Here is a 16,641-nt window from a genome sequence, read left to right as displayed (position 1 = left end):
ATCAGCGCGTCGGATAATTCGGCGCTTCACGGGTGATCGACACATCGTGGACATGGCTTTCGGTCAGCCCTGCATTGGTGATCCGAACGAATTGAGCCCGCGTACGCAAATCTTCCATCGTCGCGCTGCCGGTATAGCCCATTGCCGCCTTAATCCCGCCAACGAGTTGGTGAACGACCGCGCTTGCTGCGCCCTTATACGGGACTTGTCCCTCAATACCTTCTGGCACCAATTTCTGCTCAGAGATGTCCTGCTGGAAATAGCGATCCGCACTACCGCGTGCCATCGCGCCAACGCTGCCCATCCCGCGATAGCTTTTATAGCTGCGCCCTTGATAGATGAACGTCTCGCCGGGTGCCTCTTCGGTACCGGCGAGCATTGAGCCAATCATGACCGAAGACGCGCCCGCTGCGAGCGCTTTCGCCGCATCGCCGCTGGTGCGCAGACCGCCATCGCCAATAACCGGGACATTCTCTGCCGCGGCAGCCTCGGCGCAGTCCATGATTGCGGTCAACTGAGGCACACCAACGCCCGCAACAACGCGAGTGGTGCAGATGGAACCGGGGCCGATGCCAACTTTCACGCCGTCAGCACCTGCGCCAATCAGCGCCTTAGTCGCTTCGCCTGTCGCGACATTGCCGGCGATGACTTGCACAGAATTGGACATTTTTTTGACGCGCTCGACGGAAGCCGCAACTTCCTTGTTATGCCCGTGAGCGGTGTCGATCACCACCACATCCACCTCAGCGTCAATCAAGGCCTCCGTGCGCTCAAAACCCTTGTCGCCCACGGTAGTTGCTGCCGCCACGCGGAGCCGCCCGCTGGGGTCCTTGGTCGCGCGAGGGTAAGCGACCGCTTTCTCGATATCCTTGACCGTAATCAACCCTACGCATTTGCCGTCATCATCGACCACCAGCAGCTTCTCGATGCGGCGTTGGTGTAAGAGACGCCGCGCCTCATCCTGTCCCGTCCCCAAAGGAACAGTCGCGAGATTTTCCGTCGTCATCAGCTCGCGGATCGGCTGGTTAGGATTCTCAGCAAAGCGCACATCACGGTTGGTCAGTATCCCGAACAGCTTGCCTTTCGGATCTGTCACGGGGATGCCGCTGATCTTGTTCTGATCCATGATCATCTGCGCATCGCCCAGCGTCGCGTCCGGACCAATGGTAATCGGATTGACGACCATCCCGCTCTCATAGCGTTTCACCGCGCGTACCGCCGCGCTCTGCTCCACCACGGTCAGATTGCGGTGTAGGACGCCGATGCCGCCCAACTGCGCCATCGCTATGGCCATATCCGCCTCGGTCACAGTATCCATCGCACTCGAAACCACCGGGATGTTGAGCGTGATGTCACGCGTCAGACGCGTGGCGGTATCCGCCATTGAGGGAAGGATGTCGCTCTCAGCCGGACGTAACAATACGTCATCGAATGTAAGGCCGAGTGGGATGTCCATAAATGTCACTTTCTAGCTTTTGCGCGCTATCCAGAAGTTTGGTGGATACGCGGAGAATCGTGACGAGTGCCTGTAACAATGGTTTGTCGCGGGCGCTAGTGGGGCAAGGCGAAATCTGCGCTATTCCGCCGTCCAACCTCCATCAATGCTCCAATTCGCGCCGGTCACATTGCCCGCCTCTTCGCGGCACAGGAATACGGCGAGAGCTCCGATCTCTTCAGGCTGCACGAACTTCTTGGTAGGTTGTTTAGCCAGCAGGACGTCGTTGATGACCTCGTCGCGGCTGAGCCCCCGCGCCTTCATCGTGTCAGGGATCTGACCTTCGATCAGGGGTGTCCATACGTAACCTGGGCTTATGCAATTTGCCGTTACGCCGGTTTGCGCCAGCTCTAGCGCGACCGTCTTGGTAAATCCTGCAATGCCGTGCTTGCTGGCATTATAGGCGCTCTTGAACGGCGATGCGGTCAATGAATGCGCGCTGGCGGTATTGATAATGCGCCCCCACCCTTTTTCTTTCATGGCGGGCACCGCAAGCCGCGTGGTGTGAAACGGCGCGGAGAGATTGAGCGCCATGATCAGATTCCATTTATCGACGGGGAAATCCTCGACCGGGCTCACATGCTGCATGCCCGCATTGTTGACGAGGATGTCGATTGCGCCCGCATCCTCCATCATACCCTCAATCTGCTCAGGATCGGTCAAATCTGCGCCCGAATGGCTCGCGCCCAATTCATCGCATAGCTGAGCAATCTCTTCGGCATCACCAAAACCGTTGAGCACGACCTGTGCGCCCTCTGCTTTCAAGGCGCGTGCCACCGCCAGGCCAATGCCCGATGTTGAACCCGTAATCAGTGCCTTTTTGCCTTCGAGAAACATGTCTGCGCTCCGTAGAAATATATTGCTCTTCGCTTTCGCGCTGTTTTTGCTTAGTGTCTAGCGCATACCAGCGTGGGGGAGACAGATGCGCTTAAATCCATTTAACACTGACAATATCCAAGTTGGCACCACCGGCGGCGGGCGACGCATGCCCGGCGGGCGGACGGGCGGCATCGGTTGCGGCACCATCGTGATCGCGGCGATTGCGTATTTTGTGTTTGGCGCTGACCCGTTTCAGACTGCCGCCACCATTGGCGGCATGCAGGATAGCGCGCCGCAACAACAAAGTGCACCATCCGCAGAGAATGAACAGGCAATCTGCGATTCCAACCAATATGCAGCGGAAACATGCAGCGCGCTCGATTCGCTCAACCAGACCTGGGGTCAGGTGTTTGCCGCACAGGGCGTGCAGTTCCAGCAGCCAACGCTTAAGTTCGCGACATCTAGCCGCTTTAACACAGGCTGTGGCCCGGGCTCGGTGAATATGGGCCCGTTTTACTGCCCAGCAGACCAAACCATCTACATCGATGTCGGTTTTTATGATCAGCTCGCACAAATGGCGGGCGATCGCGGCGACTTTGCGCGGCTGTATGTCGTGGCGCATGAATATGGGCACCACATCCAGACAATCACCGGCATTTCCCAGCAAATTCGCAGTGCACAAGCGCAAAACCCTCGCGCCGCCAATCAGCTTAGTGTGCTGATGGAGCTGCAAGCAGATTGCTATGCCGGTGTATGGGCAGGCAAGAACAGCAATCTGATCGAGCCCGGCGATGTTGAGGAAGGCATGCGGGCGGCAAGCTCCATCGGCGATGACACAATTCAGCGTCGATCAGGCCAGCGGGTCAACCCTGAAGGTTTTACCCACGGGACAAGCGAGCAGCGTATGCAAGCGCTCCGGCTCGGTATGCGCGGTAATGACCGCGAATGTGACGCGATCACCAATATCGGCTGATTGCTGGTAAGAAGAAGGGCCCGGAGCGAAAACTCCGAGCCCTTTTCTGACGATGAAGAGGCGTCCTTACTCGGGAAGTGCCTCAGCGTCTTTCTCACCGCGCACGCTCACGCTCGACCAATCGATGCTGCGCGTCGCGTACATCACTCCGGCAAGTGCTGCGAAGAGCAATACCGAGCCAATGATCAGAGAGAACGCCTCGAGGCTGAGCAAGATGTAGAGCAGCGTGTAAAGGCCAACTAACAACGCACCGATAAATCCGGCCCGCTTCCAGCTCGACAAGACAGCCGCACTATATGCTGTGAGCAATCCAATTACCGCCGCACTTGCCGCAATGTATGCCAGCGCAAAGCCGATCACTTCTGCAAAAGCCAACAGCATCACGAAGAACAGTACCAAGCCTGCACCCGATAAAAGGTATTCCGCCGCCGCAACGCGAGCCCCACCGATCAGATCAAACATGAGGAAGGCGAGGAACGTGAAACCAATGAAAAGGAAACCGTATTTCACGCTACGATCAACTTGGTTGTAGACGTCAACAGGTTCGATCAGACGGATGGAGGCCGCCTTGCTCGTTCCCGAGGAATTGCCAGCTTCGACGGCGGGATAATAGCTGCGATCGTCACCTTCGTGGATGACAGGTGGACCAAGATCCTCCAAACGCACAAGAGCCTCTCCCAAAGCGAGATTGGTCACAGACCAGTTTGCGGTGAAGCCGCTATCATCCACGCTTTTCTCATCAGGAATGAAATCGCCGCCAAAGCTTGGGTGCATCCACGGCGAGGTCACACTGATATCAGTTTCGCCGCCGCGTGGAACGATTGCCATCGAACGGCTTCCGCGCGTTGAGAAAGACCAAACCAGCTCCAGTGGTTCGGCTTCCGACCATTCAAAGAACCCATGAAAGCCGGAGCCAGAACTTGCCGCAGGCCCACGCCCGGGTTTTAAATCAATTGCTTCCCCATTGGCGGTGACTAAGGCACCGCTCTGAAGGCCCCGTGAGTCCGATGCGCCGAAGCGTAACTCTGCCTCTTCAAACAGCAAATCGTCGCGATCCACACCGATCCGTTCAAAATCTTCGGGCAGCGCGAACCGCGCCTTTCCCTGAAGCTGGGCCAGATAGGTCACCGTTTGATAAATGGAATAGCTGCGCGTCTCAGGCTCAAGCTCAACATCAATGGCCTGGCTTTCGGGCGACAAATATAGCTGACGCCGGTCAGTCACCGTTCGCGTAACCGTCTGATCGCCTCGTTGCTCACTAACCTGTCGTTGCACTTCATATGGCACCACCAGCACGGGACCCGTGACAGTCTGCGAACCGCCCCACCCTTGCGTGATATTATCCTGCGCAACGCGCGATTGATGCTGCCGGTCACTGACGAGCAGATAGACCATGCTGAGCGGCACGATCAGCGCAAAGCCGATCAGCGCCGCCATAAATAGTTTGAAACCTGGGGAACGTTCTTTGCGCATCGCCTCATCCTCCTATCGATACGATAACACGTTTCTCTAGTACGATGAACTGAATGCGTTGTGAACCGTCAAACTGGGCTGGATGACCGACCAAAGAAAAGGGGTGACCGGTACTTGCCTACCGATCACCCCGCGCTGGAGTATCCGTCATATCGTTGGGATGGATATGAGGCGGATCAGGTTGTCTCGTTGAGTTCCGCGATTTCTACATTTATCTCGGCGATCTCTTCATCCATTTCGTTCATGCTTTCATTGAGGTCGCTCATTGCCTCGTCAATGGAACGCAATGCCTCAGCTCTTTCGTGCTTCGACAAGGTGCGATCTTGTTCGATTGCCTTGCGTGCATGACCTATAGATTCCCGTGCGGTCTTCTCTATCGCGGCTTTGCACAGAAAGATTGTGGTCTGACCGTCCTGCGAGATCTTGCTCTGCGCGATCCGGGTTCGATCATCGAGGCATTCGACCACAACTTGCGGACTGCGGCTTCTGGCTTCGGTCAAGGCCAGACGCATCTCTTTGCGGAACTGCCCATCTTCGGCGAGTTCGCGGCGCATCTTGCTGATTGAGAGCTGTGCGTGGCGTCGCCCTTCCCTGGCGGCTTCTTCATGGAAACGCGCCCGCTCGCGAGCAGCGTCAAGAGACCTCTCTTGACCGCGACGGATGCGCACCACGCGGCGTTCCCCACGCTCAATTTCACGCTCCAGCTGTTCCTCAGCGCGCTCGAGCTCCTCTTCCATCTCATCAAGCTGACGCTCGACCTCTTCAACGGTTTCGGCATCGGCATCCACATCGATTTCAACGTCAGGATCAATCTGTGCAACGGCCTGGATGGATGCGGGAGCCAGCGGCGGTGCTGGGGGTGCTGGTGGCGTCGGAGGCGTCATAGCAACTGAGGGCGCTGCTGGCGGAGCAGGAGGCGCGACTAAATCACTCGGTCCGTTCGCATAGCTAATGGATGCTGTGAGCGGCAGCGCCAATGCACTCCCTGCCAAGAAGGCGCGTCCTGCAAATTTGCGGCGCTGGGAAAGGTCGGACATTGAAATACTCCTAAGTCGATGAATGATGGATTTGTCCCCCAGCACAGGACAGGCCATCGGAGCGGCAAGAGCGAGCCGGGCATTGCCATTGGCCGAAGTGGCCAGTTCAGCAATGATCCCTGCATAAGTTGCTCGGTCGGACTTGGGTCGAGACGCCAGCACACGCGCATCGCATGCGGCCTCCTGATCACGGCGCAGCGCGCGCCAGCCTGCCCAACCAAGCGGATTAAACCAGTGCAGCGCGAACAAGGGCTGCACCAAAATATTGACGAGCAGATCGTGCCCGCGATGATGCGCAAGCTCATGCTCTAACGCCAGGTCACGCGCCACACGGTCACGGCTGATCATGAAATCGATAGGTAGCGCGACCACTTTATCGAGAACGCCAAAGGCAACCGGGCCATTGACCGCCGGCGTTTCCACCAGTCGAACCTTTGCAGACTGGCCGACCGCGTATGCATCATCGAGCAACTCTGCGCGCATGGCGTGGTACAGAGCAAACCTGCGCGTCAGAAAGATAATCGCACCGGCAAGCCATATCGCGGCCAGCGGCATCGCCAAATCGGCGAGCGAGGGCAGCGCAATCGAATCCCAGAACGATGTGGTGGTGGCAATCGGCTCCAACGGAGTGATATTCACCACTTCGCCCGGCGTGCCAGGATCGGTTACCGTGACCAACACCTCGGTTGTGAGTGTTACGGGTTCCGCAACCGGAGCCTCGGCTGGCTGCAGCGGAGCTTCCTGCGGTTTTAGCCATGCTGGCAGAACCAGCGGCGGCATAATCAGCCGCAATGCCGGAAGCAGCCACAAAGCGTATGCAGCCTGAGGGCCAAGATGTTTGGCAACCGGACGACGAAGGAGCAGAACCGCACCGATCAGCACACCGGTCCAGAGCAGTGTTTCAAACAAGAACTGGGTCATTTGCGCAGCTCCCTCAACAGATCCTCAATTTCCGAAAGATCGTCATCAGTAAGTGCTTCATTCTCTGCCAAATGCGCGAATAGAGATGCAGCTTTTCCGCCAAAAAGACGGTTTACAAGCCTGCGGGATTCTCCACCAACGTAATCAGATCGCTCAATCAACGGCGCGTAAAGAAACTTTCGCCCGTCAGGCTCTGTTGCAAGCGCGCCTTTGGTAACTAGCCGAGACAGCAGTGTTTTGACCGTTGCGATGGACCAGTCACGCCTCTCGCAGACAGTTTCACAAACCTGCGAAGCGCTTTGCGGACTATGATCCCACAGCACTTCCATAACAGCATGCTCAGCTTCTGAAATACGTTCTACGTTGGTGGCTTTATCCCGCGGCATCCCGCCCTCCTGAGATCAACGATTACGTCTGTAGTTATATCGGCTACAGTTGTAAACATGAAGCCCATATGAATGGGGCATTTTATGGCTTGCTAGTCGACAAGCGACATTTCACTATGGACCAATGACATGGAGCTTTATCCCGATTGCCCTTCTCGCCTTTGCTTCGGTGACTTATCAACCATCGCCCACGGATCAGCGGCAGGAGCAAGGGCAAAAGCAGGTGAATTCCGAAAGCACTGATGAGCCCCCACAAGAGGGGTATTCCAGCGAACACGCCGAAGCAGTGCCAATCGTTGTCACCGGCACTGAGGAAGAAGAGCGCGTGAAGGCGGGAAGTCGAATTTCAAAAAAGCCGCTTTTTTCCAACCTAAATTACGCCAATAGCACTGGTCTTGCAGGGTCGCCGGGTGGCGGGTTTGAACCATTTCACCTGCAAAACCCGACACGCAAAAAGATCATCCGATCGTGCGAGAGTGATGGCGAAGCAGTCAGCGAGGAGGTCGCTTGCATTCTTGCGAAGTCAGACATGCTCGTGGTGGAAGGCGACAACGAAGCGGCGCGTGATCTGTTAAGATATGTGTCCGGCGACACCGAGTTTTCGCCCGCTGAGCGTCTCGAGGGTGCCAAACGCCTTTATGCTCTTGGTCAATCGATCACCTCCGATGCACTGCGCGAAGAGGCGCTCGTGCGCATGCTCCGCACTGACGGTATGGCAGAGGCTGACAAACCATCGGCATTGCGCACGCTTGTCGCCATGGCGCTTAAACGCAATGACACCAATTCCGCGATCGAACGTTTGGAGGACGTAACAGCGCTGGACCAGAATGATGCGCAAAGTCTCGCAAATCTCGCTGCGCTAAAGCAGCAAACAGGCGCGCCGGGTGCTGCGCAACTGATCACAAAGGCAATCGCTATTCGAGAAAACCGGAATCAGCCAGTACCGAAGGCGTGGCGCGACATGGCTCAGAAACAGTGATCTGGCCTGATTACTCGGCCACCGACGGCTTGCCGACCGGCCTCGTTGCAGTTTTTGGCATCTCAGACTCCAGGTCAGCGAGCCAGACCTTCGCTGAGGCGCCGACCAAAATCTGCGGCAAGGATGGTGTGAGCTTCTGGCTTTGCTCCCATTTCGCAATATCGGCGCTTGCTGCATCGAAAGCACTTCCAAGCGACTGTGGTTTGCGCAAGGCTCGGTTGATCAACGCATCGCCGAAATAGGTCCAGTCATTGTCCGCACGGCATCCAAATGATGTTCGATTGAATGCCGAAGCTGTCACAATGGCGGTGTCAGGTCCTGCAAGGTGAGTCACAAAAGTCCCCGAATAACATGCCGAGATAATCAGAACCCGCTTTTCAATGCCCAGCTCGCGCAGCATGTCGCGCATATACTGCGGCGACAAAATGCCATATCCATCGTCGCCATAATGATATGCAAGCCCCTGAGGTATGCCATGACTTGTAGTGTACAGGATCAGCACGTCTTCTGTCGGATCCATCACCTCCGACAGGCGAGCCAAGGTGTACGCCAACGCATTGATTGACCCCTGCGGCAGGGGTGATGCCCCCTTCCCGTCAGGCCCGGCAAGGGTAACCGTTCGACCGATTGCACCATAGCGGCGATTAAGTACCCGCGCTGCTTCACGCGCTTCTCTTGCAAACACCGGGTCGCTATCGAGAGCAATGGAAAGCACATATGGATCCACCTGCCCGGCCCTTTGCGAACGCAAAGCATCGATTTGCGCATCGAGCAGGCGCCTCTGTCGAAGCAGCTCTTTGGGCGACACATTCCGGCGAAATTCCGGCCCCAACTGAAGCGCCGCCGCTTTCGCGGACTTGCTCTTACCAGTCGACAAAGTCGGCCATGGTGATTTGTGCGAGGGAGGCTGTTCGAGAGAGCTGACGTCCTGAGCGGCCACAGCACCTGATAACGCCGCCGCCACAATCGTACTGGTAATCAAACGCCCCAACATTGTCTTGGGATAAGACGCGTTGCGGCATGCCACAATACTCTTTTGATCTTTGTGTCTATTCCGCCGGTCGCATGGATGATGGTTTGCAAATCAACCATCGCGGTGCAACAGGGCAATTGGACGAGTGCGGCGACGCACTGATGTGTGAACGGGGATAGCCAGAATATGGCGATACAATATCGGCCAGAGATAGACGGCATGCGAACCATCGCCGTCGTTTCCGTAATTATCTATCACCTGCGAATGCCCTCCACTCAGGAATACGTCCTTAAAGGCGGATTTCTGGGCGTGGACATGTTTTTCGTCCTGTCCGGCTTTCTGATTACCAGCATCATCGCGAAAGAAATCGAAGCCAAGGGCAGCATGAATTTTGCTGACTTCTATCTGAGGCGTGCCCGGCGAATATTACCGCCACTCTTTCTGGTTATCTTCGCAACACTGCCGGTGGCATACTTCACACTCTTGCCGAGCGAGGTAAGCGCCTTCGCTGGCTCTATCTGGGCTTCGCTGGGTTTCTACAGCAACATTTTCTGGTTCATTGAACTGAACGAATATGGCTCGCAATCCGGCCTTCTTCAGCCTTTCCTCCACACATGGTCGCTAGCCATTGAGGAACAATTCTACATCGTGTGGCCAGTCATTCTAATCCTTGCGATGAAGATGAAACGCAAATGGCTGATGCCGCTTGGTCTCGCATTGCTAGTCGGCAGCTTTGTTGTCGCTCAGCTCACCACAGACTGGCGTCCACATTTGTCTTTCTTCTCAACAGCGAGCCGCGCGTGGGAATTGTTAGCAGGCGCACTGTTGGGTTTGTCAGTCGTGAATTGGCGCGCCCTGACCGAGAAACATATCTGGCTGCGTTTTGCGCCCACGATTGGTTTCGTCATGATCGGTGCGTCGATGATTTTCGTAGATCTAGATGCCGGATCGCACCCGGGATTCGTCACCATCCCCACAATCCTCGGGACATGCCTGATGATTGCGTTCGCAAACCAGCACGACGTGACCACACGCGCCTTGGCAGCCAAACCAATGGTGTTCATCGGCAAGCTGTCATATTCAATTTATCTCTGGCATTTTCCCATCTTCGCCTTTGCGCGCTTGCATAGCGTTGAAAACCCGGGCCCGCTGGATTGGACAATCTGGGTCGCCCTAACCTTTGCGCTTTCCTATGCAGGTTATAAGCTCGTCGAGAAGCCGCTTCGCTTCAAAGTGTCGACAAAACCATTTTTGGTCGGGCTCGCAACGAGCGCTTTGGCCATTATTGCCCTGCCATTCGGCCTCAATGCAATCGACATGAACAACGCGCCACGCGCTAAGACGCTGGCGACGGTGTATGGCGACAATGATTTCGACAATGGCCGCCTGAAAGAGGTACATTGGAAGGTAACCGATGGGGTGCCCGGCGGTGTATCTGGCGAGACAGAGGCGCACCGCCCCTCGCCCAATGAACTGAACAATCTATGGTTTGATGAGACCGACCAGACAAAGGTTTTGGTGATCGGTAACTCGCACAGCATTGATTTGTTCAACGCACTGTATCTCAATACCGACAAGTTTGCCGGTGTCCGCTTTGCACGGTTTGGAATGGAGGGCATACTTAGGGCAGATCAGGTTGAGGTGCTCCGTCAGGCTCCGAACTACCAGGCAGCCGATGTGATCGCCGTCGCCTCCTTCTGGTTTCCTGGCGTACCAACTTATGAGCCTGCGATCCGCACATTCTTGGCTGATGGCAAAGAGGTGGTGCTGATTAACAATACAGCCCGCTATCCCAACGATACGCGACTGCCATTTATTGACCATCTGGCGCAATCTCGGGGCGAAATGCCTGACATCCCAGAGGCCAACACACTGGCATATAACGCGCAAGACCGCGAGGTGGCCAGCGACAACCGCTGGATCGCGCAGCTAGGCGAGAAACTGGGTGTTCCGGTATATGACCGGTATGGCCTCGTCTGTTCGCGACCGGAAAAGACGTGCAGCCAGCTGACCCCAGATGGCAAAAAGACGGTCTATGATTACGGCCATTGGACGCGGGACGGCGCACAACTGTTTGGTGAACGCGCCGCCGAAGCGGGGTGGTTTGAAGAGTTCGGCGCAGCGACCGTTGGCGATTAGCTTAGTCTAACCAATTGTTGCGCACCTCACAGGTACAATGATACGACCAACCATCGCGTTCTTCGATATGTACGATTGAACTTACAAGAAGAATGAAGCGACCATCTTCGCCTTCATCCAAATCAACGCGCTCGCCGACCCTTGGCACAGTCGGCATCTGTCGGCGACGATCAACACTGTTGAACCTAAACTCAACATCAAACATTAGTACACCCGCGCCTTCGGTTTGATGTAGTCGACATCCTCAGTGAGCGTGAATTCGTGCACCGGACGGTAATCAAGCCGGCCCATGCCGCCATTCCCACCCCAACCATCGAACCAGGCAATGGTGTGCTTCATCCATTCCTTGTCATTGCGATCAGGGAAGTCCTCATGCGCATGCGCGCCACGGCTTTCCTTACGATTTGCCGCACTGGCCATCGTCACGTTCGCCTGCGACATCAGGTTGTCGAGCTCAAGCGTTTCGATCAGATCGCTGTTCCAGATCAGTGAACGGTCAGACACGTGAATATCCTCCATCCGTTTGTTCTGATCTGCGAGCTTCTGAACGCCTTCATCCATTAGCTTTGTATCGCGGAAGACAGCTGCATGCTGCTGCATCGCTTTCTGCATGTCAGACCGGATCGCAGCGGTTGGCGAACCGCCCTTCGCGTTGCGGAAGTGATCGAGCCTCTCCAGCGCCAAGCCAGCGCTATCGGCAGGCAGCTCATCATGGCTAGTGCCCGGCTTGATCGTCTCTTGCAGGCGGTGGCCAGTTGCACGACCAAACACCACGAGGTCGATAAGCGAGTTTGAGCCAAGACGATTTGCGCCATGCACAGAAACGCATGCCGCCTCGCCAACGGCAAACAGGCCCGGAACTGTTTTCTCAGGATCGCTCAGATCGCCAGCCATCACTTCGCCGTGATAGTTACAGGGGATGCCGCCCATATTGTAATGGACCGTCGGCGTTACGGGCAGAGGTTCGCGCGTCAGGTCGACGCCAGCGAAGATCTTGCCGCTCTCGGTGATGCCCGGCAGACGTTCGCCCAGAACCTTCGGATCAATATGATCAAGGTGCAGATAGATGTGATCGCCATCGGCACCAACGCCGCGCCCCTCGCGCATTTCCAGAGCCATGGATCGCGACACAACATCGCGGCTCGCCAGATCTTTGGCGCTAGGCGCATAACGCTCCATAAAGCGCTCGCCTTCGCTGTTCGTAAGATAGCCGCCCTCGCCCCGTGCACCCTCGGTAATGAGCACGCCCGCGCCGTAAATCCCGGTGGGGTGGAACTGAACAAACTCCATGTCCTGAAGCGGCAAGCCAGCACGCAGCACCATGCCGCCACCGTCGCCGGTGCACGTGTGTGCAGAGGTCGCTGTGTAATAGCAGCGTCCATAACCACCCGTCGCCAAAACAACTGAATGCGAACGGAAGCGATGAATTGTGCCGTCGTCCAGGCACATCGCGATCACGCCCACGCAAACCTTGCCGTTAGGCGTGTCTTTCATGATCAGGTCGAGCGCGAAGTACTCGATGAAGAAATCCGCATCGTATTTCAGGCTCTGCTGATAGAGCGCGTGCAGCATTGCATGGCCGGTACGGTCCGCTGCGGCGCATGTCCGCTGAACCGGAGGGCCCTCGCCCATATTCTGCATATGGCCACCGAAGGGCCTCTGATAAATCGTGCCGTCTTCGTTACGGCTGAACGGAACACCCGCATGCTCCAGCTCATAAACCGCAGCAGGGGCTTCGCGGACCAGATACTCAATTGCATCCTGATCGCCGAGCCAGTCAGAGCCCTTCACCGTGTCATACATGTGCCATGACCAGTGATCTGGGGTGTTGTTGCCCAGTGATGCTGCGATGCCGCCCTGCGCCGCGACTGTGTGCGAACGTGTCGGGAAAACTTTGGTGATGTTGGCCGTTTTCAGGCCAGCCTCAGCCGCGCCCATTGTCGCACGCAATCCGGAGCCACCGGCACCCACCACCACAACGTCATAAATGTGGTCGATAATTGTGTAGTCGGCGTATTTGGTTTCAGCAGTCATTAAATGGCTCCACCGAGAGAGAGGCGCGCGATGCAGAACAGAGCAAATCCGGCACCACCAATGGTCGCCAGATTAAGCAGCGCAATAACCGCAAACTTGTTCCCGGATGTGTGAATGTAATCTTCGATCAGAACTTGCAGACCCAGTCGCGCATGCCAGAACACACTGACGATGAGCAGTGCCATCGCGACCGCCACCAGTGGTTGGCCAATCCATTTCGCAACTTCGCCATACTCATAGCCAGGCAACAGAGCGAGGCTGGCGAGCAGGAATATCATCAGCACCAGATTGCCGATTGCGGTAAAGCGTTGCACCAACCAGTGATGCGCGCCGTGACCGGCTGAACCCAGACCGCGTACCCGTACTGATTGATGTACCATTACCCATGAGGCTTACCCAAGCTGCTTGTAGAAGATGAACAGCCAGAAGGCGGCTGTCATCGCGATTGCGATTAAGGGCGAAAGAACCGACCAGACCTTGTTGATGCCAAGCTCGTATCCGGCCCCAATATCGAGCACGAAGTGACGCAGCCCGCTCATCATATGAGTGAAGAAGGCCCAAGTGAGGCCGACGAGCACAACCTGCCCGTACCAGGCACCAGCGTGTGTGAGAAACGTCTCATAGGCTGCAGGACCGCTGGCAAGCGCACCTAGCCACCAGATCAGGACACCCAAACCGACGAGCGCCAATCCATCACCACTAACACGGTGCAGGATCGAGACCAGCATATGCGGGCCCCATTTCCATATCTGAAGATGCGGGGATAAAGGGCGAGTTGCCATAGAATTCTTCCAACCAAACGTTTGAGTTAACTCCCTTAGCGATCCCATCGGGTGAGGCAAGAGATCGAACCTCGACAAGCGCCGCAAATTTGCGAATAGCATGTTGCATGACACGCATTCTTCTCACCGGAGCGAGTCGCGGGATTGGCGCGGCAGCCAGAAAAACGCTTGAAGATCGCGGGGCGGCGGTAGTCGGCCAAGCCACCCTAGCTCGCGATGCGAACATGATCAGCGCCGATTTTGCAGAGCCATCTGATCCGCAAGAGTTGTGGGAGGCCGCGCTGAAAAAGCATGAGGGCAAGATCGATGTCCTCATCAACAATGCCGGCGTGTTCATTCCCAATCCGATCGAGGCGTCGGATATTGCCTGGCTCGACGGTTGGGAGCACACGATGCGGATCAACCTTACCGCATCAGCGCAATTGTCGCGCTTCGCGATCAGGCATTGGCAGAACCGTGGAGTAAGCGGGCGCATCGTGCACGTTGCGAGCCGCGCGGGGCATCGTGGGGACAGCCCTGCGCACTGGCACTACGCCGCCAGCAAGGGTGGCATGCTGGCACTGCATAAAACTATTGCACGAGCCTATGCCAAGGATGGCATATTCAGCTTTGCGATAACTCCCGGCTTTACCGATACCGCGATGGCTGATGATTATCTGGAGAGTCGCGGCGGTGCCGCTTTGTTGGCAGACATCCCACTTGGGCGAGTCGCAGAACCGGAAGAGGTCGGCGCCATGATTGCTTGGTGCGCGCTTGATGCCCCGCCCAGCATGACGGGCGCCACGCTTGATGTGAATGGAGCAAGTTATGTCCGCTAGATTTGGTCTGCTCGCCATTATTGGGTTGCTCGCCTCTTGCACCAACACGGGGCCGCAAGTGGTATCCGCACCAGCCACGCCCCAGCAATGGGCCGAAGTCTGCAAGCCTTGGGACAAGTGGGACAAGCCCACGTCAGCCTTTCATATTCACGGCAACACATACTACGTCGGCACCTGCGGCATCACGGCGCTATTGGTGGTTGGGGAAGATGGGCATGTCCTGATCGACACCGGTACCGAGAAAGGCGCGGAACTTGTCATGGACAATATGCGCGCATTGGGCATTGATCCGTTGCAGGTCAGTTTCCTGCTTCACAGCCACGAACACTTTGACCATGTCGGTGGTTTTGCAAGAATGCAGGAAGCAAGCGGCGCGACTATTATTGCGTCAAAGATCGCTTCGCAGGTCATCGCAACCGGACAGGAAACCTCTGACGATCCGCAGTTCGGGATGCATGAAGCTATGCGACCCGCGCTTGTCGAAGCCGAGGTGGCAAATGGCGAGAATGTCTATTCCGGAAATACCACATTCACCGCCATCGAAACGCCGGGACACACACCCGGAGCCTTGAGTTGGCAATGGCAAAGTTGCGCTGGTGATGATTGCAAATGGATTGTCTATGCCGACAGTCTCTCTCCAGTATCCAGCGACGCATATCGCTTCTCTGACCATCCGGAATACGTGCAAGGTTATCGCGAGGGACTGCAACGCCTTCTCGAGGTTGATTGCGACATCCTACTGACACCTCATCCCTCCGCCAGCTTCATGCTGCAGCGAGCGAAGAATGGATCATTTACGGGCGGGATGAGCTGCGTTGGCTATGCTGACGCGGTCGAAAAGAGACTGAATAACCGCCTGACCAAAGAAGCGGAGCAGGCCAGTGAGTAGCTGGAAGCTCAGCACCGTCGTTTCCCAAACCGCGGCGAAGAAAGCGCTGGCTGCGCAAGAGACCTCGCTAGACTGGGACCCCGAATTCGTGGTGTCAGCTTGCGAGCTAGACCCAAAGACACCTGAACGCTGGGCCTTCGAGGCATGGTTGCCGCGCAAACCTGGTGCCGCCGATACGAATTCGCTCGCGAAACTATTTGCGGGCAAGGCTCCAAAGTTTGAGAGCAAAAAGCTCGCCGACGTCGACTGGGTCACCGAAAGCCAGAAAGGCGTTGAACCGATATATGCCGGGCGTTTTTGTGTGCACACACCAGATTACGAACCAGACCCGGACGCAGTCAACCTCACAATCCCCGCAAGTCTGGCTTTCGGCACTGGCCAGCATGAGACAACAGCAGGATGCCTGGCGCAGCTCGATGCGATGAAGCGTCGCGGCGTAGTCATCCGCAATCATGCTGATGTCGGAACGGGCACTGGCCTGCTCGCCTTCGCAGCCATGCGGCTATGGCCACGTGCACAGGCAATCGCATCAGACATCGATCCGGTTTGTGATCAGGTTGTGCGCGAGAATGCTCAGCTTAATGACATCGAGATTGGGGATCGCGACGAACACTTGGCAATGATCATTGCGGACGGTGTAAATCACTCTGCCCTTCAAGCTCGCGCGCCGTTCGACCTGCTGATCGCGAACATCCTTGCCGGGCCGCTGATTGATCTCGCGCTAAGCTTTGCAAATGCCGTTCAGCCCGGTGGACAGTTGTTGCTTGCAGGGTTGCTTGAGACGCAGGAGAAAGCCGTCAGAACCGCATATTTCAAAGAAGGGTTCCGCCTTGCCCAGCGTCAGGTTTGCGGAGATTGGTCGATATTGTGGTTGAGAAAACGCCGACTGCATTGAGCACAATCGCACGCTTTTCCAAGCGTCT

15 protein-coding genes and 1 pseudogene are annotated in these 16,641 nt (G+C 56.4%); 6 read left to right on the top strand and 10 right to left on the bottom strand.

All coding sequences use genetic code 11. The features are described from left to right. Nucleotide 1: 1 nt before the first annotated feature. Both guaB and ACZ1GM_RS07875 read right to left on the bottom strand, forming a co-directional pair. A complete protein-coding gene (gene guaB, locus ACZ1GM_RS07880; RefSeq protein ID WP_472675973.1) occupies nt 2-1,456 on the bottom strand; it encodes an IMP dehydrogenase in 1,455 nt (484 codons plus the stop codon). Nucleotides 1,457-1,576: 120 nt separating this feature from the next. Next, complete coding sequence (locus ACZ1GM_RS07875) at nt 1,577-2,332, bottom strand: 3-hydroxybutyrate dehydrogenase (protein WP_472675972.1); 756 nt, start codon at nt 2,330-2,332, stop codon at nt 1,577-1,579. 85 nt (nt 2,333-2,417) lie between these two features. Here ACZ1GM_RS07875 and ypfJ point away from each other — a divergent pair, with 85 nt between their 5' ends. Next, nucleotides 2,418-3,287, top strand: a complete 870-nt coding sequence (gene ypfJ, locus ACZ1GM_RS07870) for a KPN_02809 family neutral zinc metallopeptidase (RefSeq protein ID WP_472675971.1) — start codon at nt 2,418-2,420, stop codon at nt 3,285-3,287. A 66-nt stretch (nt 3,288-3,353) separates the two neighbouring features. Here ypfJ and creD read toward each other — a convergent pair whose 3' ends face one another. The 3 genes from creD to ACZ1GM_RS07855 form a co-directional block, all read right to left on the bottom strand. Beyond that, nucleotides 3,354-4,760 carry a cell envelope integrity protein CreD gene (gene creD / locus ACZ1GM_RS07865; RefSeq protein ID WP_472675970.1) on the bottom strand — a complete coding sequence of 469 codons (1,407 nt, stop codon included), beginning with the start codon at nt 4,758-4,760 and terminating at the stop codon, nt 3,354-3,356. Between the two features lie 176 nt (nt 4,761-4,936). Beyond that, nucleotides 4,937-6,718, bottom strand: a complete 1,782-nt coding sequence (locus tag ACZ1GM_RS07860; protein WP_472675969.1) for a M56 family metallopeptidase — start codon at nt 6,716-6,718, stop codon at nt 4,937-4,939. After that, entirely contained in the window at nt 6,715-7,104 is a 390-nt protein-coding gene (locus ACZ1GM_RS07855) for a BlaI/MecI/CopY family transcriptional regulator (protein WP_472675968.1), read from the bottom strand. The genes ACZ1GM_RS07860 and ACZ1GM_RS07855 overlap by 4 nt, the downstream gene beginning before the upstream one ends. A 124-nt stretch (nt 7,105-7,228) precedes the next feature. Between ACZ1GM_RS07855 and ACZ1GM_RS07850 the strand changes: the two genes are divergently transcribed. Next, complete coding sequence (locus ACZ1GM_RS07850) at nt 7,229-8,083, top strand: hypothetical protein (protein ID WP_472675967.1); 855 nt, start codon at nt 7,229-7,231, stop codon at nt 8,081-8,083. 10 nt (nt 8,084-8,093) lie between these two features. On the opposite strand, the gene ACZ1GM_RS07845 is transcribed toward ACZ1GM_RS07850, so the two are convergent. Beyond that, entirely contained in the window at nt 8,094-9,110 is a 1,017-nt protein-coding gene (locus ACZ1GM_RS07845) for a C13 family peptidase (RefSeq protein WP_472675966.1), read from the bottom strand. Between the two features lie 132 nt (nt 9,111-9,242). Between ACZ1GM_RS07845 and ACZ1GM_RS07840 the strand changes: the two genes are divergently transcribed. Then, nucleotides 9,243-11,195, top strand: a complete 1,953-nt coding sequence (locus ACZ1GM_RS07840; protein ID WP_472675965.1) for an acyltransferase family protein — start codon at nt 9,243-9,245, stop codon at nt 11,193-11,195. Between the two features lie 204 nt (nt 11,196-11,399). Here ACZ1GM_RS07840 and sdhA read toward each other — a convergent pair whose 3' ends face one another. The 4 genes and pseudogenes from sdhA to ACZ1GM_RS07820 form a co-directional block, all read right to left on the bottom strand. Further along, nucleotides 11,400-13,229, bottom strand: coding sequence for a succinate dehydrogenase flavoprotein subunit (gene sdhA / locus ACZ1GM_RS07835; RefSeq protein ID WP_472675964.1), 1,830 nt, complete (start codon nt 13,227-13,229; stop codon nt 11,400-11,402). Next, nucleotides 13,229-13,616, bottom strand: a pseudogene (gene sdhD, locus ACZ1GM_RS07830) (succinate dehydrogenase, hydrophobic membrane anchor protein). Before sdhD ends, sdhA begins: the two are co-directional and overlap by 1 nt. A 5-nt stretch (nt 13,617-13,621) precedes the next feature. Then, complete coding sequence (gene sdhC / locus ACZ1GM_RS07825) at nt 13,622-13,957, bottom strand: succinate dehydrogenase, cytochrome b556 subunit (protein ID WP_472675963.1); 336 nt, start codon at nt 13,955-13,957, stop codon at nt 13,622-13,624. After that, nucleotides 13,929-14,120: a hypothetical protein gene (locus tag ACZ1GM_RS07820; protein ID WP_472675962.1), complete on the bottom strand. Its 192-nt coding sequence runs from the start codon at nt 14,118-14,120 to the stop codon at nt 13,929-13,931. Before ACZ1GM_RS07820 ends, sdhC begins: the two co-directional genes overlap by 29 nt. On the opposite strand from ACZ1GM_RS07820, the gene ACZ1GM_RS07815 reads away from it, so the two are divergent. Genes ACZ1GM_RS07815 through ACZ1GM_RS07805 form a run of 3 tightly spaced genes read left to right on the top strand, consistent with a single transcriptional unit; the run spans nt 14,119 to nt 16,613 of the window. Continuing rightward, nucleotides 14,119-14,829: an SDR family NAD(P)-dependent oxidoreductase gene (locus tag ACZ1GM_RS07815; protein WP_472675961.1), complete on the top strand. Its 711-nt coding sequence runs from the start codon at nt 14,119-14,121 to the stop codon at nt 14,827-14,829. The two genes, ACZ1GM_RS07820 and ACZ1GM_RS07815, sit on opposite strands and share 2 nt — an antisense overlap. Then, nucleotides 14,819-15,718, top strand: coding sequence for a subclass B3 metallo-beta-lactamase (gene bla, locus ACZ1GM_RS07810; protein WP_472675960.1), 900 nt, complete (start codon nt 14,819-14,821; stop codon nt 15,716-15,718). The genes ACZ1GM_RS07815 and bla overlap by 11 nt, the downstream gene beginning before the upstream one ends. Continuing rightward, nucleotides 15,711-16,613, top strand: coding sequence for a 50S ribosomal protein L11 methyltransferase (locus ACZ1GM_RS07805; protein ID WP_472675959.1), 903 nt, complete (start codon nt 15,711-15,713; stop codon nt 16,611-16,613). The genes bla and ACZ1GM_RS07805 overlap by 8 nt, the downstream gene beginning before the upstream one ends. Nucleotides 16,614-16,641 lie beyond the last annotated feature (28 nt).

It is taken from the genome of Qipengyuania sp. JB2-7 (assembly GCF_055693485.1).
Note: the sequence above shows the minus strand (reverse complement) of the source record. Positions and strands in the feature narration are given on the sequence as shown.

What these genes read in the sequence shown, in the direction of transcription:
- bla (WP_472675960.1), top strand. Translation starts at nt 14,819, where the DNA reads ATGTCCGCTAGATTTGGTCTGCTCGCCATTATTGGGTTGCTCGCCTCT.
- ACZ1GM_RS07850 (WP_472675967.1), top strand. Translation starts at nt 7,229, where the DNA reads ATGACATGGAGCTTTATCCCGATTGCCCTTCTCGCCTTTGCTTCGGTG.
- ypfJ (WP_472675971.1), top strand. Translation starts at nt 2,418, where the DNA reads ATGCGCTTAAATCCATTTAACACTGACAATATCCAAGTTGGCACCACC.
- ACZ1GM_RS07855 (WP_472675968.1), bottom strand. Translation starts at nt 7,104, where the DNA reads ATGCCGCGGGATAAAGCCACCAACGTAGAACGTATTTCAGAAGCTGAG.
- guaB (WP_472675973.1), bottom strand. Translation starts at nt 1,456, where the DNA reads ATGGACATCCCACTCGGCCTTACATTCGATGACGTATTGTTACGTCCG.
- ACZ1GM_RS07820 (WP_472675962.1), bottom strand. Translation starts at nt 14,120, where the DNA reads ATGCAACATGCTATTCGCAAATTTGCGGCGCTTGTCGAGGTTCGATCT.
- ACZ1GM_RS07860 (WP_472675969.1), bottom strand. Translation starts at nt 6,718, where the DNA reads ATGACCCAGTTCTTGTTTGAAACACTGCTCTGGACCGGTGTGCTGATC.
- ACZ1GM_RS07815 (WP_472675961.1), top strand. Translation starts at nt 14,119, where the DNA reads ATGACACGCATTCTTCTCACCGGAGCGAGTCGCGGGATTGGCGCGGCA.
- ACZ1GM_RS07840 (WP_472675965.1), top strand. Translation starts at nt 9,243, where the DNA reads ATGGCGATACAATATCGGCCAGAGATAGACGGCATGCGAACCATCGCC.
- ACZ1GM_RS07875 (WP_472675972.1), bottom strand. Translation starts at nt 2,332, where the DNA reads ATGTTTCTCGAAGGCAAAAAGGCACTGATTACGGGTTCAACATCGGGC.
- creD (WP_472675970.1), bottom strand. Translation starts at nt 4,760, where the DNA reads ATGCGCAAAGAACGTTCCCCAGGTTTCAAACTATTTATGGCGGCGCTG.
- sdhC (WP_472675963.1), bottom strand. Translation starts at nt 13,957, where the DNA reads ATGCTGGTCTCGATCCTGCACCGTGTTAGTGGTGATGGATTGGCGCTC.
- sdhA (WP_472675964.1), bottom strand. Translation starts at nt 13,229, where the DNA reads ATGACTGCTGAAACCAAATACGCCGACTACACAATTATCGACCACATT.